The 23,541-nt window shown below is 42.5% G+C and carries 26 protein-coding genes, 1 tRNA gene and 2 other annotated features; of the genes, 22 read left to right on the top strand and 5 right to left on the bottom strand.

Features of this window, described 5'->3' with window-relative positions; genetic code table 11:
* Nucleotides 1-134: 134 nt before the first annotated feature.
* The 6 genes from ku to QNH36_RS14725 all read left to right on the top strand — a co-directional run bounded on the left by ku (nt 135) and on the right by QNH36_RS14725 (nt 4,227).
* A complete protein-coding gene (gene ku, locus QNH36_RS14750) occupies nt 135-989 on the top strand; it encodes a non-homologous end joining protein Ku (protein ID WP_283903719.1) in 855 nt (284 codons plus the stop codon).
* A 126-nt stretch (nt 990-1,115) separates the two neighbouring features.
* Nucleotides 1,116-2,018, top strand: coding sequence for an NAD-dependent epimerase/dehydratase family protein (locus QNH36_RS14745; RefSeq protein WP_251540551.1), 903 nt, complete (start codon nt 1,116-1,118; stop codon nt 2,016-2,018).
* Nucleotides 2,019-2,045: 27 nt separating this feature from the next.
* Nucleotides 2,046-2,543 (top strand): GreA/GreB family elongation factor, encoded by a 498-nt coding sequence (locus tag QNH36_RS14740; RefSeq protein ID WP_251540550.1) that lies wholly within the window; start codon nt 2,046-2,048, stop codon nt 2,541-2,543.
* Between the two features lie 186 nt (nt 2,544-2,729).
* Nucleotides 2,730-3,251, top strand: a complete 522-nt coding sequence (locus tag QNH36_RS14735; RefSeq protein ID WP_251540549.1) for a hypothetical protein — start codon at nt 2,730-2,732, stop codon at nt 3,249-3,251.
* 58 nt (nt 3,252-3,309) lie between these two features.
* Nucleotides 3,310-3,807: a metallophosphoesterase family protein gene (locus tag QNH36_RS14730; RefSeq protein WP_144479789.1), complete on the top strand. Its 498-nt coding sequence runs from the start codon at nt 3,310-3,312 to the stop codon at nt 3,805-3,807.
* A gap of 24 nt (nt 3,808-3,831) precedes the next feature.
* Nucleotides 3,832-4,227, top strand: coding sequence for a cytosolic protein (locus tag QNH36_RS14725; RefSeq protein ID WP_251540548.1), 396 nt, complete (start codon nt 3,832-3,834; stop codon nt 4,225-4,227).
* A 36-nt stretch (nt 4,228-4,263) separates the two neighbouring features.
* Here QNH36_RS14725 and QNH36_RS14720 read toward each other — a convergent pair whose 3' ends face one another.
* Together QNH36_RS14720 and QNH36_RS14715 are read right to left on the bottom strand one after the other, a co-directional pair.
* Entirely contained in the window at nt 4,264-4,575 is a 312-nt protein-coding gene (locus QNH36_RS14720; RefSeq protein WP_144479785.1) for a DUF6509 family protein, read from the bottom strand.
* 98 nt (nt 4,576-4,673) lie between these two features.
* Nucleotides 4,674-5,294 (bottom strand): LysE family transporter, encoded by a 621-nt coding sequence (locus QNH36_RS14715; RefSeq protein WP_144479783.1) that lies wholly within the window; start codon nt 5,292-5,294, stop codon nt 4,674-4,676.
* Between the two features lie 405 nt (nt 5,295-5,699).
* Here QNH36_RS14715 and QNH36_RS14710 point away from each other — a divergent pair, with 405 nt between their 5' ends.
* Complete coding sequence (locus QNH36_RS14710) at nt 5,700-5,906, top strand: cold-shock protein (RefSeq protein WP_144479781.1); 207 nt, start codon at nt 5,700-5,702, stop codon at nt 5,904-5,906.
* Between the two features lie 1,018 nt (nt 5,907-6,924).
* On the opposite strand, the gene QNH36_RS14705 is transcribed toward QNH36_RS14710, so the two are convergent.
* Nucleotides 6,925-7,008, bottom strand: a tRNA-Leu gene (locus QNH36_RS14705).
* Nucleotides 7,009-7,146: 138 nt separating this feature from the next.
* Between QNH36_RS14705 and QNH36_RS14700 the strand changes: the two genes are divergently transcribed.
* From QNH36_RS14700 to QNH36_RS14675, 7 genes are all read left to right on the top strand, one after another.
* On the top strand, nt 7,147-7,488 hold the full coding sequence (locus tag QNH36_RS14700; RefSeq protein WP_349654823.1) for a LysE family transporter: 342 nt from the start codon (nt 7,147-7,149) through the stop codon (nt 7,486-7,488).
* Between the two features lie 175 nt (nt 7,489-7,663).
* Nucleotides 7,664-8,416, top strand: coding sequence for a DeoR/GlpR family DNA-binding transcription regulator (locus QNH36_RS14695; RefSeq protein WP_144479777.1), 753 nt, complete (start codon nt 7,664-7,666; stop codon nt 8,414-8,416).
* On the top strand, nt 8,413-9,327 hold the full coding sequence (gene pfkB, locus QNH36_RS14690) for a 1-phosphofructokinase (protein WP_283903718.1): 915 nt from the start codon (nt 8,413-8,415) through the stop codon (nt 9,325-9,327). The genes QNH36_RS14695 and pfkB overlap by 4 nt, the downstream gene beginning before the upstream one ends.
* Nucleotides 9,328-9,338: 11 nt before the next feature.
* Nucleotides 9,339-11,198, top strand: a complete 1,860-nt coding sequence (locus tag QNH36_RS14685; RefSeq protein WP_283903717.1) for a PTS fructose transporter subunit IIABC — start codon at nt 9,339-9,341, stop codon at nt 11,196-11,198.
* 126 nt (nt 11,199-11,324) lie between these two features.
* Nucleotides 11,325-12,122 carry a DUF2935 domain-containing protein gene (locus QNH36_RS14680; protein WP_283903716.1) on the top strand — a complete coding sequence of 266 codons (798 nt, stop codon included), beginning with the start codon at nt 11,325-11,327 and terminating at the stop codon, nt 12,120-12,122.
* 102 nt (nt 12,123-12,224) lie between these two features.
* A complete protein-coding gene (locus QNH36_RS23990; RefSeq protein ID WP_395883524.1) occupies nt 12,225-12,380 on the top strand; it encodes a putative holin-like toxin in 156 nt (51 codons plus the stop codon).
* A gap of 245 nt (nt 12,381-12,625) precedes the next feature.
* On the top strand, nt 12,626-13,396 hold the full coding sequence (locus tag QNH36_RS14675) for an alpha/beta fold hydrolase (RefSeq protein ID WP_283903715.1): 771 nt from the start codon (nt 12,626-12,628) through the stop codon (nt 13,394-13,396).
* Nucleotides 13,397-13,428: 32 nt separating this feature from the next.
* Here the strand turns inward: QNH36_RS14675 and bcbE are convergent, their stop codons facing one another.
* Nucleotides 13,429-14,700 carry a bacillibactin exporter BcbE gene (gene bcbE / locus QNH36_RS14670; RefSeq protein ID WP_144479767.1) on the bottom strand — a complete coding sequence of 424 codons (1,272 nt, stop codon included), beginning with the start codon at nt 14,698-14,700 and terminating at the stop codon, nt 13,429-13,431.
* Nucleotides 14,701-14,878: 178 nt separating this feature from the next.
* Here bcbE and QNH36_RS14665 point away from each other — a divergent pair, with 178 nt between their 5' ends.
* The 8 genes from QNH36_RS14665 (at nt 14,879) to trpA (ending at nt 22,585) form a co-directional block, all read left to right on the top strand.
* Nucleotides 14,879-15,520 carry an MOSC domain-containing protein gene (locus QNH36_RS14665; RefSeq protein WP_144479765.1) on the top strand — a complete coding sequence of 214 codons (642 nt, stop codon included), beginning with the start codon at nt 14,879-14,881 and terminating at the stop codon, nt 15,518-15,520.
* 60 nt (nt 15,521-15,580) lie between these two features.
* Nucleotides 15,581-15,828: a binding site (T-box leader), on the top strand.
* Nucleotides 15,829-15,903: 75 nt separating this feature from the next.
* Nucleotides 15,904-16,158 (top strand) — a binding site (T-box leader).
* 57 nt (nt 16,159-16,215) lie between these two features.
* On the top strand, nt 16,216-17,610 hold the full coding sequence (trpE, locus tag QNH36_RS14660) for an anthranilate synthase component I (RefSeq protein WP_283903714.1): 1,395 nt from the start codon (nt 16,216-16,218) through the stop codon (nt 17,608-17,610).
* Complete coding sequence (locus QNH36_RS14655) at nt 17,594-18,196, top strand: anthranilate synthase component II (protein WP_283903713.1); 603 nt, start codon at nt 17,594-17,596, stop codon at nt 18,194-18,196. The genes trpE and QNH36_RS14655 overlap by 17 nt, the downstream gene beginning before the upstream one ends.
* Entirely contained in the window at nt 18,180-19,205 is a 1,026-nt protein-coding gene (gene trpD / locus QNH36_RS14650) for an anthranilate phosphoribosyltransferase (RefSeq protein ID WP_144479747.1), read from the top strand. Before QNH36_RS14655 ends, trpD begins: the two co-directional genes overlap by 17 nt.
* A 1-nt stretch (nt 19,206) precedes the next feature.
* Nucleotides 19,207-20,001, top strand: a complete 795-nt coding sequence (gene trpC / locus QNH36_RS14645; RefSeq protein ID WP_283903712.1) for an indole-3-glycerol phosphate synthase TrpC — start codon at nt 19,207-19,209, stop codon at nt 19,999-20,001.
* A complete protein-coding gene (locus QNH36_RS14640; protein ID WP_144479743.1) occupies nt 19,991-20,620 on the top strand; it encodes a phosphoribosylanthranilate isomerase in 630 nt (209 codons plus the stop codon). The genes trpC and QNH36_RS14640 overlap by 11 nt, the downstream gene beginning before the upstream one ends.
* Nucleotides 20,610-21,815 (top strand): tryptophan synthase subunit beta, encoded by a 1,206-nt coding sequence (trpB, locus tag QNH36_RS14635; protein ID WP_144479741.1) that lies wholly within the window; start codon nt 20,610-20,612, stop codon nt 21,813-21,815. Before QNH36_RS14640 ends, trpB begins: the two co-directional genes overlap by 11 nt.
* Nucleotides 21,815-22,585, top strand: a complete 771-nt coding sequence (trpA, locus tag QNH36_RS14630; protein WP_144479739.1) for a tryptophan synthase subunit alpha — start codon at nt 21,815-21,817, stop codon at nt 22,583-22,585. Before trpB ends, trpA begins: the two co-directional genes overlap by 1 nt.
* Before the next feature lie 111 nt (nt 22,586-22,696).
* On the opposite strand, the gene QNH36_RS14625 is transcribed toward trpA, so the two are convergent.
* Nucleotides 22,697-23,296: an SAM-dependent methyltransferase gene (locus QNH36_RS14625; protein ID WP_144479737.1), complete on the bottom strand. Its 600-nt coding sequence runs from the start codon at nt 23,294-23,296 to the stop codon at nt 22,697-22,699.
* Nucleotides 23,297-23,541: the final 245 nt, after the last annotated feature.

The following is a 23,541-nucleotide window of genomic DNA, read 5'->3' as shown; positions in this document are numbered from 1 at the left end:
TTTCCCATCCTTTCCTCGGTCATATTTATAGTGTTCCTGATTGAGTGCAAACTAGTACGCTGGCAAATGTTTTAAGGAATGATTCATTGAATTCTAAAGCAAATTAGTAATAAAACGATAAGGTGGAGAACGCCATGCATACTATTTGGAAAGGGAGCATCAGCTTCGGTCTCGTTAATATCCCAATCAAGCTTCATGCTGCAACAGAAGATAAGGACATCAAGCTTCGGACACTTCATAAAGAATGCCACTCGCCGATTAAATACGAAAAAACATGTCCGGTTTGTGATAAAGAAGTAAAGAATGAAGACATTGTCAAAGCATATGAGTACACGAAAGGGAAGTTTGTCATCCTTGAAGAGGAAGATTTGGAAGCATTGAGGAAAGAAAACGAAGACAAGGCCGTCGAAATTATTGATTTTGTGAAAATGTCCGAAATCGATCCGATTTACTATCAGCGAAGCTATTTTATCTCGCCAAATGAAAGCGGCGGAAAAGCCTATTCCTTGTTAAGAAAGGCACTTGAGGAATCACAGAAGGTGGGCATTGCCAAAATCATGATCCGCGCCAAAGAGCAATTGGCTGTAATAAGGGTCTATGATAACACACTGGTCATGGAAACGATCCATTTTCCCGATGAAGTCAGGAAAACCGTTGACGTACCAAACGTCCCTGCAGATGACAAGGTGACCGAAAAAGAGCTGGAAACAGCCATTATGCTCATTGATCAGTTGACCACCGAATTTGAACCAGATAAATATAAAGACGATTATCGGACAGCATTATTAGAATTGATCGAAGCAAAGCGCACAGGCAAAGAGCTGGTTACACCAACAGAAAAAGAGCCAGTATCCAATGTGACAGATCTTATGGCAGCGCTGCAGGCTTCTATTGACCGGACGAAGCCTGAGAAAAAGAAAGAACCTGCAGCCGCAAAGAAAAAGAAGACAGCTGCAAAACCAAAAGCAAAGGAAAAGAAACAAGCCTGATAGAACTTGGAATCAACTTATGCCGGCCACCTTTTATGATGGCCGGTTTTTATCTTGTATTTAAATGAAAAAGGAAAATCCCCGATAAAAGAAGAATAAAAAGAATAAAGAAGAGGGGGGTTTATAATGAATAAGGTACTTGTCCTGGGAGGAACCCAGTATTTTGGGAAAAAGCTGGTCGAAATGCTGATTGACCATGGTAATGAAGTTACCATCGCCACGAGAGGAACTAAAGCAGATCCTTTTGGTGATAAAGTGAACCGGCTTAGGATTGATCGGGAAAAGAAAGAGACACTGGCAGAAGCCTTCAAAGGAAAGGAGTGGGATCTTGTCTATGACCAATCGTGTTTTTCGCCAACAGAAGCAAGAGATACTTCAGAATTGTTATGTGGACGTGTGGGTCGATATATTTTCACTTCTTCCCAGGCTGTCTATGAATTCGGCACGCTCCATAAGGAAGAGGATTTCAATCCATTTACATATCCGATCAAATACAAAGGGCGCAGGGAGTACCCTGGTTATGAAGGTTACAAAGAGGCGAAGCGTGCCTCTGAAGCTGTGTTCCACCAGCTAGGCCAATTTGAGACCGGCTCTTCCCGGTTCCCGATTGTCGTTTCTGAAGATGATTACACAGAGCGTTTGAAGTTCCATGTCGATAAAATACTTTCAGGCCAGGCGATTGGTATTCCGCAACCTGAAATGCGCTACAGTTTTATCGAGGCAGCTGAAGCTGCAAATTTCCTGGTGAACATCGGAAAGTCAGATTATACCGGTCCAATTAACCCAGGTTCTGCAGGGGACATCAGTCTGCAAGAACTGATCGATAAAATAGAATTGCTGACTGGAAAAGAAGCAATCGTTGATAAAAATCCTCCTTCGGACATTATGTCACCATATGCTTTACCTGGGTCATGGTCGATCGACACTTCTCGTGCGGCAGCACTGGGTTACGGATTTATGGATCTCCATCGTCTTCTGGATACATTAATCAAGCAATATATCATGGCATATGGTAAGATTAGCGAATAAAAATTTTGCAGTTAAAAGGAGAGTAACATGGCAGTTAAGATCACCCCATCGGGAGAGCAATTGATTTTGCAGCAAATAGCAAGGCTGGAACAAGAATTAAAGCAAGTACGTATGGATAAAAATATTGCCTTCAATGCTTGCGGGGATGATAAACTGGCTAATCCCAATTTTCATAAGTTAGAACAAGATGAGCGGATATTAATGGACCGTTTGAACGAAATACAACAAACGTACAAGACGGCTGAATTAATTGAGTTTAAGGAGAGAAATACAAAGGAAGTTGCGATCGGTTCAATCGTAAAGTGTTTATTTGAGTATCCGGCTGATTCAGAAGAAGAAACCTATGAAATCGTCGGTTATGGAGAATCAAATATTGATGAAAATAAAATTTACTATGATGCCCCCGTTGCCCAAAAACTAATCAGTTTAAAAGTAGGAGAAGAAACGATTCTCTCACTTCCCTCTGGCAAAATCAAGTGCAGGGTTATAGGGCTTTATAGCACTTGGGATGAAGCAGCAAAGTAATACAATGAGTTTGTTCTCCTATTCATAGAAATATCCCGGAGCTAAGTATGCCGGGATATTTTTTTTGCGCACGCCTGCTGGTCGTTACATGGTGTTTTCTTGCAGGGAATCAGCTGACTGCTGTCTAATTATATATGAAGGGCGGATTCAGTTTGAGTTGAAATAGGGGACATAGGGGGCTGACAGATGGAAAAGAAAAAAAATAGATGGAAACTCATGATCTTACCTGCCAGTCTGTTCTTGCTGGCTTTCGGATTGTATGCTGGCTATTCAATATGGGAAAACGGCAGCGGCAATCTTATCATGAACAGCAGCAATACAAGCGATCAGGGGAAGGGACAGACTGTTGCGGTGTTCCAGGAAGGATCAGATAACACTGGCTACTCATCTGTCGGGAGGTTTATTTCTGATTTTCACAAAAAATATAATGATACCCTTGGCTGGGGAAGGATCGACAAAGTTGACTGGGAAGAACAAAGGAAGATCGCAGGGGAAATTATATCGGTGATATCCACAGTAGAAACTGAAAATGCTTCTCTTCAGTCTGATTTTGAAACGATCGCCAACTATTCAAAAACGATCCAGGACGGCAGCAAAGATAAGAAGGTCCTGGTTCATCTTCACCGTTTTTTCCACGACCTTGATATTGAGGTCAATCAGTATAACAAAACAAATGATTATTTTAATGTAACCAAGTATAAAGGTTAAACCGGTTCACACAGGGTAACATAACAGGGAAAAGCAGGCGGGAGGGGTTTGTTACACCATGAAAGTTGTTGTCGTTTCCGACACTCATATGCCGAGGAAGGCGAAGCATCTGCCGACAATACTGAAGCGTGACCTGGAAGATTGTAGTTTCATCATCCATGCCGGAGACTGGCAAACGATCGAACTTTATCATGAACTGAAACAATATGCACCGGCCATCGGGGTAACCGGCAATGTGGATGGTCCGGAACTTAAAAGCCTTCTCAAATCAAAAGAACTGTTCATTGCGGGGGATTTCCGTATAGGGATTGTCCATGGACACGGCACAGGGAAAACGACAGAAAAAAGGGCAATAGATGCATTTGCCGATGATGCCGTTGATTGCATCATTTATGGCCATTCACATATTCCCGTCTTAAAGGAAAATAACGGAGTGATCATCTTTAATCCCGGATCTCCAACAGATAAAAGAAGACAGAAGGAATTTTCCTATGGTATCCTGACAATCGGGGAAAAAATCGAAGCAAAGCATATCTTTTTTGAAGATAAGCAATAAAATCAGAATGGAGTGTAATTTCTCTTGAAAATATTTGAAGTCAAATTTCATGCAGAAGATCAGGTAGAAACGATGAAGGTCCAAAAATTGAGCAGTGAAGATTACGACCAAGCGACTGAAGGGGGCACACGTCACCTTTTTGATTTGGACACAAATATAGGTTTCTTTGTTTTCTTTGATGCAGAAGATAAGGATGGCGAGGAATCCTATCTAATGCTCCAATATGAGGATGGCAGTGAAGAGCCTTCAAATTGCTATGGATTTGACCTCAAGGATTTCTATGAATTTTCTGCATTGTACCTGAATGACCTAGAATTCACGGAAGAACTGAACGAAGAAGAGGGAGAACTTGGCCCTGTTCAGCACCTTGCCCATCTTCTTTTTCATATACTTGAGGAAGGCAAGTCAGTAGAGGTATAAAAAAGAAGAGCAGGGTTTTCCTGCTCTTCTTTTCGTTTATTCCTGTTCGGTTTCGGTTTCTTCATCAGCCTGTAAGTGTTGTTCACAATACGCTTTTACCAGCTCTGCTTCATCATCCTCAAGTTCAAAATCGAGAACCGTTTCAGTTTCCTGTTCAATGAAGTAGCTTTGGAGAATTCGGCTGTTGTTCTCGTCCACGAGAAACAGGACCTTCAAAAGCAGCCCTTTATCAGTATAAAGCTCATCGTCTTCATCCACTTCAATATTTAAAAAATACTCATATCTATCTCCTGTCAGAAGTCCGAATGGATCTTCGAGGAGTTCGACGGTATGTCCGGTAATCTTCATGTACGTCTCATCCTTTTGGTTTTGTCCTTTCTATTATATATCGAAATCCCCATAAACAATCAAGGAAAAACCTCACTTAGAACAACCAATCAAAAAAATCACAGAAACAGCTTCAGCGCTTGATATCCAAAATAAAATGCAAATCCAATCAGAGAAACCCCTGATATAAGGGAAATGAAGGTCAATAGTCTTGATGTGAGCAGCTTGCGGAAGCTGCTAGAAATAGCGGCCATCACAATATCCCACATAAGGAGTCCGAGAATGATGCCGAAGCTGTATATAACAAGTTCACCGGTTCCATAGGAGGAAGCAGTTTTTGCAAGGACAGAGCCGTAAATTCCTAACCAGAATAACATGGTCAGCGGATTAGAAATTGACATTATGAAACCGGAGAAAAAAGACTTTATAATTGAGTCTCCTTCTCGATGATCCATCATGATTTTTCCAGAATTGATAATTGTCTCGATACCTGTGTACAACAAGACAAAGAATCCGAACAGCCAGAGGAAAGACTGCATGAATGGAGTTTCAAGATACTTAACAACCCCAAGATAGACAGTAAGCATATAGATAATATCGGCTGTCAAGGCACCAAGGCCAAAAAGCCATGCCTGTATGAAGCCGCTCTTGATCCCTTTGTCCATTTGTGCCGCATTGACAGGGCCAATAGGCGCGGCAAGTGACAGACCAAGGAAAATGTAACCCAGGAAGACACTCAATTTTAAGAAACCCCCAATAGCCAAGGCATGATTTGCTTGTACTATTTCTATTCAGGCAAAGGATGGTGTACAACCCTTTTTGTTAAAAAACAAATAAAATTTTGCCTTTCTAAATAAAAAATTGGGAAATGAATATACTATTTATTGTTGTTCGGGAACATCAGGGTGTCACTTTTGGTAAAAATAAGAAAGTGTGGTAAAATGGAATAGATATCAACTTTCGGACCATTCATTTATTATAAAAAGTATCAATTGCCGGCTTTTTATAATAAATGAATTTTTTTATCAATCGAACGATGATGAGGTTTTTCTCGAATGGAGTTGGTTCCAGGATGAATTTCGGGATCCTGCAAACAGGCATCTAAGAGAAAAAACCGTGACTAAAACGATAGGAGCGTGAGGAAATTGGCATTTGGAAGAAAACCGCCTGAAGAAATCGTCACAGCAGAAACGAAAATATGGGTATGTACTTCTGATGATTGCAATTGCTGGGTTCGTGACAACTTTAAAAGCAGCAATGTCCCCGCTTGCCCGATTTGCAAAAGTGATATGGAGGAAACGACCAAAGTACTCGAAGTGGTCAATAACCATAGTCAAAATCTGATCGGTTAACCAATGGTACAAACAGCCTGGGTTTCATCCAGGCTGTTTTTTTTATTCTGGAAGATGAAGCGAACTCAATAATATAGTTGATTCAGAAGGATTTTGAGATGTAGTGGCCCAGGCTGCCAGAAAAACGCTTTTAATTTGACAGTTTTATAGGTGGAGAAGGTGAAGCTGTCAAGAAAGGGTTAGTATTTTGACAGGTTTGCAGGCAGAAGGGCTAAAGTTGTCAAGAAAGCCCCATGATTTTGACAGGTTTGCAGGCAGAGGATCTAAAGCTGTCAAAAAAGCACCAAAATTTTGACAGGTTTGCAGGCAGAGGGGCTAAAGCTGTCAAGAAAGTCCCATGATTTTGACAGGTTTGAAGGTAGAGAAGCCATAGCTGTCAAAAAAGCCCCGTTATTTTGACAGGTTTGCAGGCAGAGGGGCTAAAGCTGTCAAGAAAGTCCCATGATTTTGACAGGTTTGAAGGTAGAGAAGCCATAGCTGTCAAAAAAGCCCCGTTATTTTGACAGGTTTGCAGGCAGAGGGGCTAAAGTTGTCAAGAAAGTCCCATGATTTTGACAGGTTTGAAGGTAGAGAAGCCATAGCTGTCAAAAAAGCCCCGTTATTTTGACAGGTTTGCAGGCAGAGGGGTTAAAGCTGTCAAGAAAGCCCCATAATTTTGACAGGTTTGCAGGCAGAGGGGTTAAAGCTGTCAAGAAAGCCCCATAATTTTGACAGGTTTGCAGAAAGAGGAGCTAAAGCTGTCAAGAAAGCCCCATGATTTTGACAGGTTTGCAGGCAGAGGGGCTAAAGTTGTCAAGAAAGCCCCATAATTTTGACAGGTTTGCAGATAGAAGAGCCAAAGCTGTCAAGAAGGCCCCATGATTTTGACAGGTTTGAAGGTTTAGGAGCCAAGGCAGTCAAGATCCCTCTTCCGCAGGATGGTCAATCAAATCTTTATCATATACCACACAAACGAGCTTTACTTAAAACTGGTTGAAATCACAAAAAAAGTGCCCTCTTAAAAGGCACCTTTTCTGTATGCGGATGAGAGGACTTGAACCTCCACGGTGTTGCCACCACTAGAACCTGAATCTAGCGCGTCTGCCGATTCCGCCACACCCGCGAATTAGTTATAAAAGAATTATATCATAAAAATAATTGATTTCAATTTATATTTTTAGGAAATCTGGTGCAATTTGTATTATTTTTCAACCTGCGCATATAAAATTTGCATAATTTATTTGTGGTGGAAGACGACAACTTGGGCATTGGACCGGTGAATTCAGCCAGGCTGGATAAGGTAATCAAAATTGGGTTCTGGCATGCATGGATTGTTGGTACAGGATCGATGATTGCTGATGCCATTTTAATTCTTCTTATCATTCTTGGGCTTGTGAATTTTTTGGACATGCCTCTCATCCAAATATTTCTGTGGTTTTTTGGCGGTTTCGTACTCATTTATTCGGGCATTGAATGCTTGCTGAAGGCAAATGATATCCATCTTGCCTTCAGCAGCGGGAGAGAGTCTTTATTTAAATGCTTCCTCACGGGATTCAACATATCGATCAGCAGTGCTTACCAGGGCATCAAAGCTTTATTTTAATAAAATAATATGTTTATAACCTCTTTTAAAAGAGGTTATTTTTATGAAAACATTCAAAACCAATCAATAATCTTGAGAAACTGCTCAATTATGATTGGTTTTGAAAGAAAATGATTGATTTTTGAAATCGATTACATTATGATGGACTTACGAAGCAATTTAGGAGGAATGGCTCATGTTAACACCTGAGCGCCACCAGCTCATATTACAGCTCATAAAAGAGAAACCAATCGTGAAAATTCAAGAACTTGTTGATATAACAGAAGCTTCCGAGTCCACTATACGTCGGGACCTGACAGTCCTTGAAGAGGGTGAATTCCTGAAGAGGGTACATGGAGGTGCTGCAAGACTGAGGGGGAAACTTCAAGAACCAAGCATGAATGAGAAATCCTCCAAAAACCTTCATGAAAAAAGGCAAATCGCCCAGTATGCTGCAAGTCTGGTAGAAGAAGGTGACAGTATTTATCTGGATGCAGGCTCGACAATCAAGGAAATGATCCCTTTCCTGCCTGTGAAGGATATAGTAGTTGTTACCAACGGATTCATGCATTTGCCGGCCCTGATGGAAAGGAATATTGAAACCTATGTCATCGGAGGTTATGCGAAGCCAAAGACAAATGCAGTGATTGGAAGAGGAGCATTGGCCAGTCTGGAACAATACCGTTTTGATAAATGTTTCCTTGGGGTTAATGGCATTCATCCTCATTCTGGCTTTACAACACCTGACCAGGAGGAAGCGATGATCAAATCCAAAGCGATTTCATTATCGCGTGAAGCATATGTACTGGCAGATGACAGTAAATTCTCGGAAATCACTTTTGCTAAAATAGCCGATTTGCATGAAGCTGGAATTATTACCAATATTCTTGAGGAAGAGACAAAAGGACAATATACCAGCAAAACTTCAATAAAGGTTGTGACACCATGATCTATACGCTGACACTTAATCCATCTGTCGATTATATCGTCGAAGCAGGCGAGATTGTACTTGGAACTTTAAATAGAACTTCCCATGAAACAAAACTTCCTGGCGGAAAAGGCATCAATGTTTCAAGGGTCCTGCGCTCACTAGGAATCGAGAGCAAAGCAACTGGCTTTTTGGGAGGCTTTACAGGCAAATACGTTGAAGAGTTCCTCAATAGGGAGGGCATTTATACGGGTTTTGTCAAAGTCGAGGGGGATACAAGGATCAATATCAAACTGAAGGCCGGAAAAGAAACCGAAATCAATGCAAGGGGCCCGGAAATATCCTCTCTTGCAATCGGATTATTGAAAGAAAAAATCCAACAGCTTGGAAAAGATGATTATCTGATCCTTGCTGGAAGTATTCCATCAAGCATGCCTCAAACGATTTATCAGGATATCGTCCGGATCTGTAAAAAAAACGGGGCAGAAGTAGTCATTGATGCAGAAGGTGATTTGCTTAAAACTGTGCTCGAATATAAGCCTTTTCTGATTAAACCAAACCATCACGAATTGGGACAGTTTTTCGACAGAGAGATATCAGGAGCGGAGGATGCCATTGTATATGGAAAAAAACTCGTAGAGGCAGGAGCAAAAAACGTCATTGTTTCTCTTGCTGAAAAGGGTGCTGTCTATATCAGTGAAACAGAAGCCTTTTATGCGACCGTTCCACAAGGGGAAGTCAAAAGCTCTGTGGGAGCAGGCGATTCGATGGTGGCAGGCTTCATGGCACAGTTCTTAAAAAGTAGTGACTGCAAAGAGGCTTTCCGTTTCAGTGTGGCATCAGGCAGCGCAACAGCCTTTTCAATCGGGCTATGTACACCTGGAAAAATAGAGACACTTCTTCCAGAAGTGGAAATTCACGAATACCAGTGAGGGGGAGAACAATGAGAATCACAGAATTGCTGACAAGAGAAACTATTCTTTTATCCATGACTGCCAAATCAAAGCACGATGCTGTCAATGAACTTGTCGGGGTACTTGATGCAGCCGGTAAAATCTCAGACCAGGAGATATTCAAGGAAGCTATTTTGAATCGCGAAAAACAAAGCACAACAGGTGTTGGGGATGGGATCGCTATACCACATGCAAAAACTCGAGTTGTGAAAGACGCTGCCATCGTATTTGGCCGCTCAGAGTCAGGGATCGACTATGAATCTCTTGATGGGCAGCCGGCACATCTATTTTTCATGATTGCAGCCCCGGAAGGTGCAAATAACACACATCTGGAGGCACTGGCACGACTATCGACCATCTTAATGAAGGCAGATGCACGTGAGAAGCTGATGGCTGCACAGTCAGCCGATGAAGTCATTGGTATCATTGACAGTTATGACCAGGAAGAAAAAGAAGAGGAATCTGTAGAGGGAAATAAAAAATACATCGTCGCAGTTACTGCTTGCCCAACGGGGATTGCCCACACGTACATGGCAGCGGATTCGTTAAAAGCGAAAGCGGCTGAAATGGGCGTAGACATCAAGGTAGAAACGAATGGGTCAGGAGGCGCCAAAAATGTCTTGACGCCGGAAGACATTGAAAGAGCAGAGGCTGTCATTATCGCTGCCGATACAAAAGTTGATATGGAAAGGTTCACAGGCAAGCCATTGATCGATGTACCAGTTGCCGACGGAATCCGCAGACCAAAAGATCTGATTGAAAAAGCGGTTAAGAAGGATGCGCCACTTTATAAGTCGACAGGCAATGCGCCGGCAGAAAAGAAAGAAAGCCGAGGCGGAATCTATAAGCATTTGATGAATGGTGTTTCAAATATGCTTCCATTTGTTGTCGGAGGCGGTATCCTGATCGCGATCTCCTTCATGTTTGGCTATAATGCCTTCAATCCTGAGGATCCATCCTATCATCCAATTGCCAAGGCCCTGATGGATATTGGCGGAGGAGCAGGAGCATTTGGATTGCTGGTACCTATTCTTGCTGGTTTCATTGCTCTAAGTATTGCTGACAGACCTGGATTTGCTCCTGGTATGGTTGGCGGTGTGCTTGCAGCAACAGGGGGCGGCGGCTTCCTTGGCGGTTTGGTAGCTGGATTCCTCGCAGGATATCTCGTTCTCGGTCTGAAGAAATTATTCGCTGGGCTTCCAGCATCACTGGAAGGGATTAAAACAATCCTATTGTATCCATTGTTCGGAATTGCCCTTACAGGATTCATTATGTTATTCCTGGTAAATAAACCGGTTGGTGCCTTGAACCAGGCTATTACAGACTGGCTGTCAGGGTTAGGGACAGGCAATGCTGTATTGCTTGGAATTGTCCTTGGCCTAATGATGGCATTCGACATGGGCGGACCAGTGAATAAGGCAGCCTATGTTTTTGGAACAGGCTTGCTTGCGAACGGGGTATATGAGCCAATGGCTGCCATTATGGCTGCTGGCATGGTCCCGCCATTAGGAATTGCATTAGCGACTACAATCTTTAGGAACAAATTCTCAAAAGAAGATCAAGATGCTGGAAAAGCGAATTATATCATGGGACTTTCCTTCATCACAGAAGGTGCAATCCCATTTGCTGCCGCTGATCCGCTTCGTGTGATTCCATCCGCGATGGCTGGAGCTGCAGTAGCCGGCGGATTGTCAATGATGTTCAATATCGGACTTAGAGCTCCTCATGGCGGTTTGTTCGTAGTTCCGCTTGTGGACGGCGGATGGTTGTTATACCTGGCCGCGATTTTAATTGGCTCAGCAATCACAGCAATCTTGCTTGGGTTATTGAAAAAGCCCGTAACAAAATAATAGTTGGCCTGCAGATTTTAGTATCTGCAGGCCTTTTATTTGTGATTTGTTTAGGGTAGTTGAATGAATAATTTACATGGGACACAGATATGCTTTTATGAAACCATTTTTGAGGAGGGGACTGGAATGGATCGGGATTTCAAGGAGGCGGCTGTTTTTGAGCATCGGTTTTGGCTTCAGGTTCTTGGGGATCATGGAAGATTCATGTTCGAGGCACTTGCTCCCATTGAACAGGAAGAAATTGATTCCTCGAAGTATTTCATCAATACTTTTGATAGGCTGCTGCAGAGAGTGGATACAACAGACTTAATCCATTTGAGTATGAGAGCGGATGAAGAAGCGAAGAAAATCAGGAAATTTAAATTAGAGCTCATTGAAAAAATGCTGACCGGAAAGGTAAAAATCCATTTAGGTCCTACTTTTGTCAATCACATGGTAAATGAGGTCGAAGAATATCTAAGGGTTCTTGAGTATCTGAAAAGGGGAGAGGTACCGCCCGTATTTCATGAGCTGCATCACCATACGGTCTGGCTGCTTGATGCAGCTGGTCATGCTGGTGCGATCCAAAGTAATATTGACCAGGTTGAAAAACGTTTGAAAGCTACAAGTGAGAAATTTGTAAAGCAATTTGAAGATTTTTACCTGAAAGCTGTGGAGCTGACTGGTTATCTGCGTACAAATTTAGCCTCTTTTCCAGCCCTGGAAAGAATGAACCATGAGGTTTCTATGGAAATTAAGGTGTTCATGAGATTTCTTGATGAATTAAAAGAACTTAGGTTGTCTGAACAGGCTTTAGGCAGTTTTGCGCCACTTATGGCTGACCATATGTTTAGGGAAGAGTGTTACTACTTATCGAAAGTGGCGGAAGCAACGGCAATGAAACAGCCTGGCTGTGATCCTGGCAAACCGAGGCTAACAGATTAATAAAAGGGTGGATACTGGATGGATGTCATTCCTGATCATCTAGTATCTTAGCCCTAATTTTTGGTTAATGACAGAACATGTGTTCTAGTTTAGGACGAGGGTATGTTATACTTGAGAAGCAATAGTCAAATCTATTGGATGGTCGGCGAACCCCGGAGGAAGGGGGTGATGCCTTTGACAGTATTCGAGACCTTTATGGCAATGTTTTCATTTGCCAGCCTCATCCTCGCAGTGCTGACGTTCAGCCAAAAAAAATAGACCTCCCTTAACCGAATTTGAGTGAGAGGTCCAGCAGATCCATGTCCGATCCTCAATGGGAACGGCTATTGCAATGGCTGCCGGTGGGCCAACACCGGCGGCCTTTTTATACATTTTTACAATACAAGAATACCATACAAGGCTGGCAATGTCACGGTTATATGATCCTTTATGCATGAGCAGATTTGCAAAATGGCTATACTATGAAAGTTATCTCAATCCGTGTATGAAGGAGTGAATTGGCGATGCCAGTATGCAAATTAGACTATGGTGATATTTTTTACGAAGAAGCGGGCGAAGGAGTCCCAATCATCTTCCTCCATCCGCCGGGTATGGGGAGAAAGGTATTCCATTATCAGAGGCCATTAAGCGAACGATTCAGACTGATCTTCCCTGACTTAAGCGGTCACGGAGAATCCACAGCCGTGCCGGAAAGAGTCACAATCCAGAAGTACGCGGAAGAAGTACTGAAGCTCGCAGACTGGATTGGCTTGGAGGAAGTAATATTGTGCGGATACTCCTCTGGCGGCAGCATCGCCCAGGAATTCGCGCTGACTTATCCAGAACGTACTAAAGGCCTGATTTTGTCTGGTGGCTTTGCGGAAGTAAAGTCCCCTGCGTTAAGGTATGAACATTTGCTTGGAATGTACTTTGTGAAACACTCTCCAAAAACGCTGGCAAAAACGATTGCAACTGCCCATACCTTCGATCCGGAATACAGGTCGGAACTTATTGAGCATATGTTGAAAACAGACATGAATACCTGGTTTCACTTTTATTACGAGTCATTAAACTATTCTTGTGTCGAAAGGCTTAAATCGCTGTCAGTTCCTTTACTGCTGATCTATGGTTCAAAAGATTTAATTAACCAGCATCTTAGGACCTATGAGAAAGAGCTTAAACATTTCGAAACAGCCATTATCCCAAAGGTCTCACATCAGGTTCCTGTAAAAAGGTGGCAGGATTTTAACAAGGAAATAACTAGTTTTTTGCTGAAAGAGGCTGCCAGGCTGTAAAAAAACGCATTGACACTGGTCAATGCGTTTCTCTATGCCTTTTTATCCGGTTTGATTGCCAGAAAAGTGGCAAGAGCTGCTGCTATACTTAATGATGCAAGTGTGATGAAAATGAGTTTGTTCGAATTCTTCATCATCAAAGCGATGATGGGAGGTCCTGCTGCGACGCCAATAAACCTCATCGAACTATAAATTGAGGTAATCGTGCCCCTTTCTTCCTTCTCGATACTTTCAGTGATTAGCGCATCAAGAGGAGGAAGGCTTGCACCGATTCCAATCCCGGCAAAAAGGAACATCGATATTAGAAACCACAATTCTTTAGAAAAGCTCAGCAGGATAACTGCGATCCCAAGGATCAACAAACTGGTAAAAGTTATCCATTTCATCAGCACCATATTTTTCTTAATGATTTTACCTGTAATAAAAGATGAAAGGCAAAGTGCCCCTAATGGCAAAGCAAGCAATAGCCCTTTCTTAAGATCCTTTATTCCATACTTGTTCTCAAGGATATCGGAAAGGTAAAACAATACTCCAAAAAGCACAAACATAACAATTGTACCAATAAAAAAGATGGCATACAGCCAACGTCCATTCTCAGTAAAAATCAGTTTTACTTTTTTGATGAAATCCTTAAAAGGCAATGGTTTATTCTTCTTTTTGGGACTTTTAACGAGAAAGATCATCAATATAATTGAAATTGCACAGAAGACCGGGATTGAGAAAAAAGGAATAAACCATATGAAACCTGCCAGGAATGAACCCAGCACTGGGCTAAGGACCTTCCCAAGTGTATTGGCTGTTTCAATTTCCCCAAGCACACCACTGACTTCATCATCGCTTTTGAACATATCCCCGACAAGTGGCAATACGATGGGGAAGGCTCCAGCTGCTCCCACACCCTGCAGAGCCCTGCCGATTAAAACAATCCAATATCCGTCGGTCATTTGCCATGAGGCCCATCCCGAGATGATTCCCCCGATACCAGTAATGATCAGGCTCGGAATGATGACTTTTTTTCGGCCGATATGGTCAGATAAATACCCGGCAATTGGGATTAAAAAGATTGCCACTATTGAATAGACAGTAATGATCAGGCTTGATTGGAATGCAGAAATGCCCATTCGCTTTTCAATAACAGGCAATACAGGAATCAGCATTGAATTGCCAAGAGTCATCACAAGTGGTATGGATGCAATCGATACGATCGCCCATTTTTGATTTTTGACAGGATCATCATTGGTATCCTTATCTTTCTTACCCGAAAGACTCCCGGATTTTGGAAACAAGTTCTCAATATGATTCATTTTCGAAACCTGCCTTTAATTCATACTATTTCTAGTGTGGTCGAAAACGGTTGAAAAAATGGTGTCTTTTTATGGTAATGTCCGTACATTTGATTTTATGGCTGAATTATAAATCTATATGGTATTTTTTTTGTGGAAAGGATAAAATAGTTGGAAAAGTCCGGAAGGGTGGAGGAACATGGCGAAGATCCTGTATTTAAATGTAGGGAAGCCAGAACTGAAGAACTGGAAGGGAAGGGAAGAACAATCTGCAATCTCGAAAAAGAGTGTGAAACAAGCCTATCTTACAAAGAATTCGTTCGAGGGTGATGGTGTAGCTGCAACAGAGTATCATGGTGGGCCTGACAGAGCGGTATGCTTTTACCCTTTCGAACATTATCAAAAATGGTCAGATGAATTCAATAAAAATATAGAAGCACCCACTTTTGGTGAAAATATTTCCGCATTAGGAATGAATGAGGATATGGTATACATAGGAGATATCTACCGATTGGGGGAAACGAAAATACAGGTGACGCAGGGCAGAATCCCATGTTCAAAAATTTCCAAAAATAATGATCTTGATCTGTTATTGAAAAGAGTAGTCCAGACTGGTTATACAGGTTATTTTTTCAGGGTGCTGGAGGAAGGTATCGTCAATGAAGATGCTGAAATCGTTTTACTGGAGCGGAAACAAGAGGATTTTTCCATTCTGATGGCCAATGAGATTCTTTTTCATCGCAGGAATGATATGAAAGCAATTGAATCACTCATAGGTACGGAAGGACTGGCAGAGGCCTGGAAAGAAGAACTAAATAAACTTTTAATCCAGAAAAATTAAAATTTTACATTTTTTTATTGACTTTTATATTTAATGCGCTTATTATTTTAAACAATATAACGCAAAGTGTTGACGAAGAGTAGTAACTGAAACGGGTACTCAAGAGAGCTGATGGTTGGTGAGAATCAGTGTAACTGTTGCAGCGAATGGACTTCCGAGCTTCCAAACCGAACCCATCAGGCAGTAGGCTTTGGCGAACAGGCCTTATCGTTACAAAAGGCAGGTATTAAGCAAATGATGCTTGATGCTTTAAAGTGAGCTGTTTTTACAGCTAATTAAGGTGGCACCACGGGTCTCTCGTCCTTATTTTCATATAAGGAGAGGGCCCTTTTTTATTTGCCTAAAAAGGGAACCAGTAGTGAAATAAATAATAAAATTATTATGTTAACTCGTTGATCAAGAAGAGTAAACAGGATATTTTCGTTTCAGAGAGCCGGGTATGGTGCGAACCGGTACGTAAATGCCTGTTGAATGGCCTTGTGAGAGGCGGCCTGAAATGACAGTAGGGCTGCCCGGAATCCTCCGTTAAAGGGATAGGGTATACCGAAATCGTTTTTAGGTTTCCTGTACCTGAAGAGAGGGAACTTTTGAGTTCCAACCAGAGGTGGCACCGCGGTCCAATCATAATCGTCCTCTATACAGCACAATTTCTGTGCATGTATAGGGGACTTTTTTATTTTCTAAGGAGGGTTTATATGAAAGTAGACACACCTGATGTTTATATTGAGGAAATTGAGGGAGATACATTAACCCCTATATCCGTGTATCAAATGATTTCCGGTACGAAAAAATTCCTTCTCGAAAGTTCCCATAAACATCATGATTCCGGCCGTTTTTCTTTTATTGGCTGTGATCCCGTTTATGAACTTTTAAATGAAAAGGGCGAGACCTATTTGGTGAGAGAGGGGTGCATGGAGCAAGCAGCAGGTTCATTTTCGAAGGTGCTGAAAGAGTTGCTTCCTCAAATAAAACCTGAACATGATATTCCTTTCATAGGGGGCGGAGTCGGTTTTGTAAGCTATGATTTCATTCGCGAGTTTGAAGAAATTGGTCCTCTTAAGGAAGACCCTCTCGCAATGCCAGAAGCGCACTTAATGTTCTTCAATGAAGTCATCGTATTTGATCACCTTAAACAAAAAATCAACCTGATCGGCATTCCCTTTCCGGGATATAGCAATGAGGATCTTTCTGAAAAAATAAAGAGTCGTAAAAAGGAACTTGATTCGCCAGTTACAAAACAGCCTGTCAATCCATTTTCACTATCAGAGTTTAAATCATCGCAAGAAAGAGAGGAATTTGAAGAATCAGTCAGGAAAGCAAAGATTTTGATTGAAGAAGGAGAGATTTTTCAGGTTGTGTTATCAAGAAGGCTTACGGCAACCGCAAAAGGAGATCCATTTTCATTTTACAGAAAACTGCGGATTGATAATCCCTCCCCTTATATGTACTTCATTGACTTTGAAAACTATATTGTAGCTGGTACATCACCCGAAAGCCTGGTGAAATACCGGGATGGAACGATGGTTACCAACCCAATTGCGGGAACCAGGCCGAGGGGAATTTCCGCTGATGAAGATGTAAAACTTGAATTGGAATTGAAACAGGATGAAAAGGAATTAGCAGAACACAAAATGCTCGTCGATCTTTCGAGGAATGATTTAGGCAAGATATGTGAAATCGGCAGTGTCAAAATTGATAAATTCCTGGCTGTTGAGAGGTACCAGTTTGTTATGCATCTAGTATCAGAGGTGAGCGGGAGACTCTTGGCAGGTGCACACCCGATTGACGGATTGGCGGCATGCCTGCCTGCAGGAACAGTGTCAGGAGCTCCGAAAATTCGGGCGATGCAAATCATCAACGATCTTGAGGCTGAAAAAAGAGGCGTTTATTCCGGTGCAGTCGGTTACTTCTCTGCTTGTGGAAGCATGGATTTTGCGCTCGCAATCAGAACATTGGTTATCAAGGATGGCAAAGGTTATCTTCAGGCGGGTGCTGGAATTGTATATGATTCTGATCCAGCAAAAGAGTTCGATGAAACGAACCATAAATTAAAAGCGTTGATGGAGGCGGCCAATGATACTACTGATTGATAATTACGATTCATTTACCTATAACCTTTACCAGTATCTCAGTGAACTTGGGGCTGAAGTGAGAACGGTCCGGAACGATAAAATTACGGTTCAGGAAATCGCACGAATGGAACCGGAAGCCATCGTCCTATCTCCTGGCCCGGGCAGGCCGGAACAAGCAGGGATTTGCGTTGAAGCTGTTAAACAACTGGCGTCAGACATCCCGATCCTGGGAATATGTCTTGGCCATCAGGCAATCGCACATGCATTTGGCAGTTCAATAATCAAGGCGAAAAAAATCAGACATGGAAAGGAATCCACGCTCCGCCATAACGGAACTTCACTCATGAAGGATCTGGAGGAGCATCCAGACGTAATGAGATATCACTCTTTAGTGATCGATCCCCTGACCCTGAATCAGGTTTTTGAGGTGCTTGCCCAAGCAGCTGATGACGATGAAATCATGGCAATCAAGCATAAAGATTATCATTTATACGGACTTCAATTCCATCCAGAATCAATCGGAACAAAGAGTGGAATGCAGATTTTAGCCAATTTTCTTAGCGAAATCAGAAAGGAGATTTTAACTTATGAAACATTATCTTGAAAAGCTGGTCGAAGGAAAATCGCTTTTGGAACATGAAATGGAGGAAGCTGTCCGGGGAATTTTCACACAGGACACGACTGACTCTGAGATTGCTTCTTTTTTAACCGGCCTTAAATCCAAAGGTGAAACAGCAGAGGAGGTTTCGGGATTAGTTAAAGCAATCAGGACTCATGCCCTGAATTTTACAAAGAAAATACCGAATGTTCTTGATAATTGCGGAACAGGAGGGGATGGATCCAAAAGCTTCAACATCAGCACTACTTCGGCATTCGTTATTGCCGGAGCTGGAATAACAGTAGCAAAGCATGGGAACAGAAGCGTTTCGAGCAAGACTGGAAGCGCAGATGTGTTGGAGGCTCTTGGTGTCAGCCTTGACTTCTCTCCAGAAGCAACAGAAGAAATCCTTGAACAGAATGGAATTGCCTTCCTTTTTGCACCACACGTCCATCCAAAATTGAAACAAATCATGAAGGTAAGAAGGGATCTGAAAATCCCGACGATCTTTAATTTAATTGGGCCATTGACGAATCCAGTACATCTTGATTACCAACTGCTTGGAATTTATCGCAGGGATATGCTCGATAAGTTTGCCCATGTGCTATCTAATCTCAACAGGAAACGGGCCATTGTCATTAATGGAGCTGGAGGAATGGATGAAGCATCTCTTGCTGGTGAAAACGAATTGGTCATCGTTTCAGAAGGAGAAATCGATCGTTTCAAACTCCAGCCTGAAGAAGTGAATTTGCCAGTATATGATAACAGCAGGATCAGGGGTGGTGATGCACGGGATAATGCGGAAATCCTGCTGCAGGTTCTTAAAAGTAAAGAAGGGGCACATCGGGATACCGTGCTGTTGAACGCGGGCCTCGGAATTTATACAGCCGGGAAGGCGGAAACGATACTGGACGGAGTGAACCTTGCGGCTGAAAGCATCGATTCAGGCAAGGCACTGGCCAAACTGGAGAATTTAATCAGCATCAGCAATCGAAACAAAAAGGCGGTAGGTTGAGATGGGAACAATACTTGATTCAATCATAGAACGAAAAAGAGTGGAAGTAGAAGAGTTGAAGAACGCTGAAATGGATATTAAGGAATCATCATTGCCGCCTAGGTCCTTAATCAAGGTTTTAAGGGAAGCCAAAAATATTGCCATTATTTCTGAATTTAAGAGAGCGTCACCCTCCAAAGGAGACATCAATCTTTCATTGGATCCTGCCCGGCAAGCTAAACTTTATGCCCGGGCTGGTGCATCTGCTATATCGGTGTTAACAGATGAAAAAGGTTTTAAGGGATCTTTCAGCGACTTGAGAAAAGTAAGGGAAGCAGTGGACCTGCCAATTCTTTGTAAAGATTTTATCGTTGATAAAATTCAAATAGATCTGGCCCGTTTCGCAGGAGCAGATGTCATTTTGCTTATCGCCTCAGCATTATCCCTTGAAGAGCTTACAGAGCTATACAAATATGCCTCTGAACAAGGATTGGAGTGCCTTGTTGAGATCCATGACGAAAAAGACCTGGAAAAGGCTATTAATATAAAAGCTCAAGTCATCGGAATCAACAATCGTGATTTAAAAACATTCGAGGTCTATCATGAAAATACCGAGAAGCTTGGACCGCTTGTTAAAAAAGCAGGAGCATTGCTGATCAGTGAAAGCGGCATGAAAACTAGGGGCGATATCGTCCGTGCAGCAGCGGCTGGTGCAAACGGAGTACTCGTTGGGGAGACATTCATGACTTCAGCCGATCTTAAGGAAACCTTCACTAAATTCACTGTTCCAGTCGTGAGGAATTATCATGAAAGTTAAGATATGCGGAATAAGAACGGTGGAAGCAGCACTGCACGCGGTTGAATGCGGAACTGACGCTCTTGGTTTTGTTTTTGCAAGGAGCAAAAGACAAACTACGGCTTTAGAGGCAAAAAAGATTATTGAAACTATACCGGAACATGTCTGGAAGGTAGGAGTATTTGTCAACGAGGATGCTGGAGAAATAGAGCGAATTGCTGAGTTTGTAGGACTCACCCATATACAGCTTCACGGAGATGAAGTTCCAGCTGACTATCAGTCAATTGGGCTGCCAATAATTAAGGCTGTCTCCGTTAAATCATTGGAAGACCTTGAGAGAATTGATGCACTCGAAGCTGACTATATCCTTCTTGACAGTCCTCCAACGGAATATCGAGGAGGAAACGGCTCGAGTTTTGAGTGGAATCTGGTTAAAGCAATCGGCAAGTCAATGAAGAATATAATTTTAGCGGGTGGATTGGACCCTGGGAATATCAGCAAAGCGATCTCAAAGGTCAATCCCATGATGGTTGATGTCAGCAGCGGTGTTGAAACAAACGGGGAAAAGGACTTTGCAAAGATACAAGAATTTATAAATAACGCAAAAAATGCGGGGGAGGAAGAGAAGTATGTCAACTAATACTTATAATTTGCCGGATGAAAAAGGACATTTTGGGAATTATGGCGGAAGGTTCGTTCCAGAAACACTGATGGAGGCTGTACTGGAATTGGAGAAAGAATATAACCGTGCATTGGTGGATAAGGATTTTCAAGAAGAACTGCAAAAGTTAATGAAGGATTATGTAGGGAGGGAAACACCCTTATACCTGGCAGGCAATCTCACCGAGCATGCCGGCGGGGCCAAAATTCATCTAAAGCGTGAGGACCTGAATCATACAGGAGCCCACAAAATAAACAATACAGTCGGTCAGGCCCTGCTTGCGGTCAGGATGGGCAAGCGAAAGATCGTCGCCGAGACCGGAGCAGGACAGCACGGGGTTGCCACAGCCACAGTCTGTGCCTTGCTGAATCTGGAATGTGTCATCTTCATGGGAAAAGAGGATATCAGGCGCCAGCAATTAAATGTCTTCAGAATGGAACTGCTTGGGGCAAAAGTGGTCAGTGTCGATGCCGGGAGCGGAACGCTGAAGGATGCAGTCAATGAAGCACTGAGATACTGGGTGACAAACGTCAGAGACACCCATTATATTCTGGGATCCGTGATGGGGCCACATCCGTTTCCTAAAATGGTCCGCGATTTTCAAAGTGTGATCGGCAGGGAAACGAAGCAGCAGTTTGTCGAAAAAGAAGGTAAGCTGCCTGATGCCCTTGTTGCCTGCATTGGCGGAGGCAGCAACTCAATTGGCCTGTTTTATCCGTTCATTGAAGATGAAAGCGTATCGATCTACGGGGTTGAAGCGGCAGGAATGGGGTTGGCAACTGACAAGCATGCAGCATCATTAACAAAAGGGAAGCCAGGAGTCCTGCATGGTGCAATGATGTACCTTCTTCAGGATGATGACGGGCAGATACAAGAGGCTCACTCGATCTCAGCTGGCCTGGATTATCCTGGTATTGGACCGGAGCATAGTCATCTTCATGATATCAACAGAGTCAATTACGAATCCGTTACAGACGAAGAAGCGCTGGAAGCCTTCCAGCTTCTGTCAAAGCTTGAAGGCATTATCCCGGCACTTGAAAGCGCGCATGCGATCGCGTATGCGGTCAAGCTCGCTGCCGGAATGAGCAAAGATGAAAACATCGTTGTTTGCTTATCTGGACGTGGTGATAAAGATGTACAGACGATTAAAGATCTAATGGGAGGAATGGAGTAATGGAAAGGATCGAAAAAGCCCTGACTGAAAAAAGAAAAAAGGTTTTCGTACCTTATATAATGGCAGGAGACGGAGGATTGGAAGCACTCAAGGAGAGATTGCTCTTCCTTCAGGACTCCGGAGCAGACGCGATTGAAATCGGCATTCCATTTTCCGATCCCGTTGCTGATGGTCCAACCATACAAAAAGCTGGCATCCGGGCGCTTGCTCGGGGTATCACTGTTAAAAAGGTGCTGAAAGATATTAAATCATATAAAACGGAGATCAAAATACCATTGATATTAATGACCTATGCAAATCCAGTAGTAGCGTACGGAATCGAAGCTTTTGCGGTTGATGCTGCAAATGCCGGGATTTCTGGCTGCATCATTCCGGATCTCCCGCTTGAGGAAGAAGAGTTGGTCCTTGCCCCTTTTAAACAGAATGATATATCCCTGATCAGGCTGGTCACTTTAACGACGCCAAAGGAAAGAATAAAGAAGATTGCTGAAAGTGCGGCAGGGTTCATCTATGCTGTAACAGTTACTGGAATCACAGGGTCACGAAACAAGTTCAGTGAAGATCTTGCTGAATTCTTGTCCTTTGTTAAAAGTGAGAGCCCCGTCCCAGTTTTAGCCGGATTCGGTGTCTCAACTGAAGAACAAGTCGAGGAAGTTTGCAGGCACTGTGATGGCGTGATTGTAGGCAGTAAGATCATTGATTTATTTGAACAAAATGATTTGGAAAAAATTAGGAATTTAGTTCTTTCTGCTGAAAAAATTAGTGTTTGATTTCAAGTGGATGTCTGTAATGCTACCCAAAGCGTACCAAGGAATGAAAAATAGAAAGCAAATTCGGCATTGATTGACAGAAAAAACCGCTGCTTGATTTTAGAGCAGCGGTTACTTTTTTTCTGCCGTGACGCATACTGTCAACACAGGTCTCACTTTTAAAAAAGAGATTTCCGGATTTGCGAAACCAGTGCTAAGTAAATCTTCTTTCATTTGTTCACCTAGTTGTTTTGCTGTATCGTCGGTGGATCCTTCTTCACGCGGCTGGACAGTGAGGACGATCCTTCCTCGGCTTTCGAGTAATTTATATAATCTCTTCAACGAAATTAACGGTTTTTCCCACAGGGGATAGTTATTGACAGAGATTATTTTACTGTAACAATGATCCGGTTGGTAATCGGCTACATCACCGGTGGTAAGGTGGACTTTACCAGTTTCAATCCATGCTTTATTTCTCCTTGTGGCTTCATCCCTCATCTTATCCGATAAGTCAATTCCATCCACTAAAATGGATCCGTAGCTTGACATCAATGTCTTAATTCCATATCCAGGTCCGTATCCAATCTCGAGAATACGGTCATTTTTTTCGACATGAAGCTTCCTGATACTCCACTTATTTATTTTTCTGTTTTCAAAATACATGACAGTCCCTGCGAGTTTTCCAAGGACTCCTTTAGGCTTCTCAAATTGCTTTGCAATTGAATCAATCATTCTATCTCACCTCTGAAGTACTTCTTCCTCTCTTTAATACCAGTTTTCGTTTCCTTTTAAACTCACCCTTCTCATTCCAATCAGTTTGAGAAGTTAGGATTACAGTCATTAATAGATGAAATCGCACCGAAAAATATATAAATTGCCGGTGTTTTCAATTTATTCTGAAAATTATTTCTCGGGAAAGCGCAGGATTTGACAATAAACTACCAAGATAAGTCGAGCATGGTAATAATATGACTATT

Source organism: Mesobacillus sp. AQ2 (assembly GCF_030122805.1).
Lineage (GTDB): Bacteria > Bacillota > Bacilli > Bacillales > Cytobacillaceae > Mesobacillus > Mesobacillus oceanisediminis_A.
This window is presented reverse-complemented; position numbering and strand designations above follow the sequence as displayed.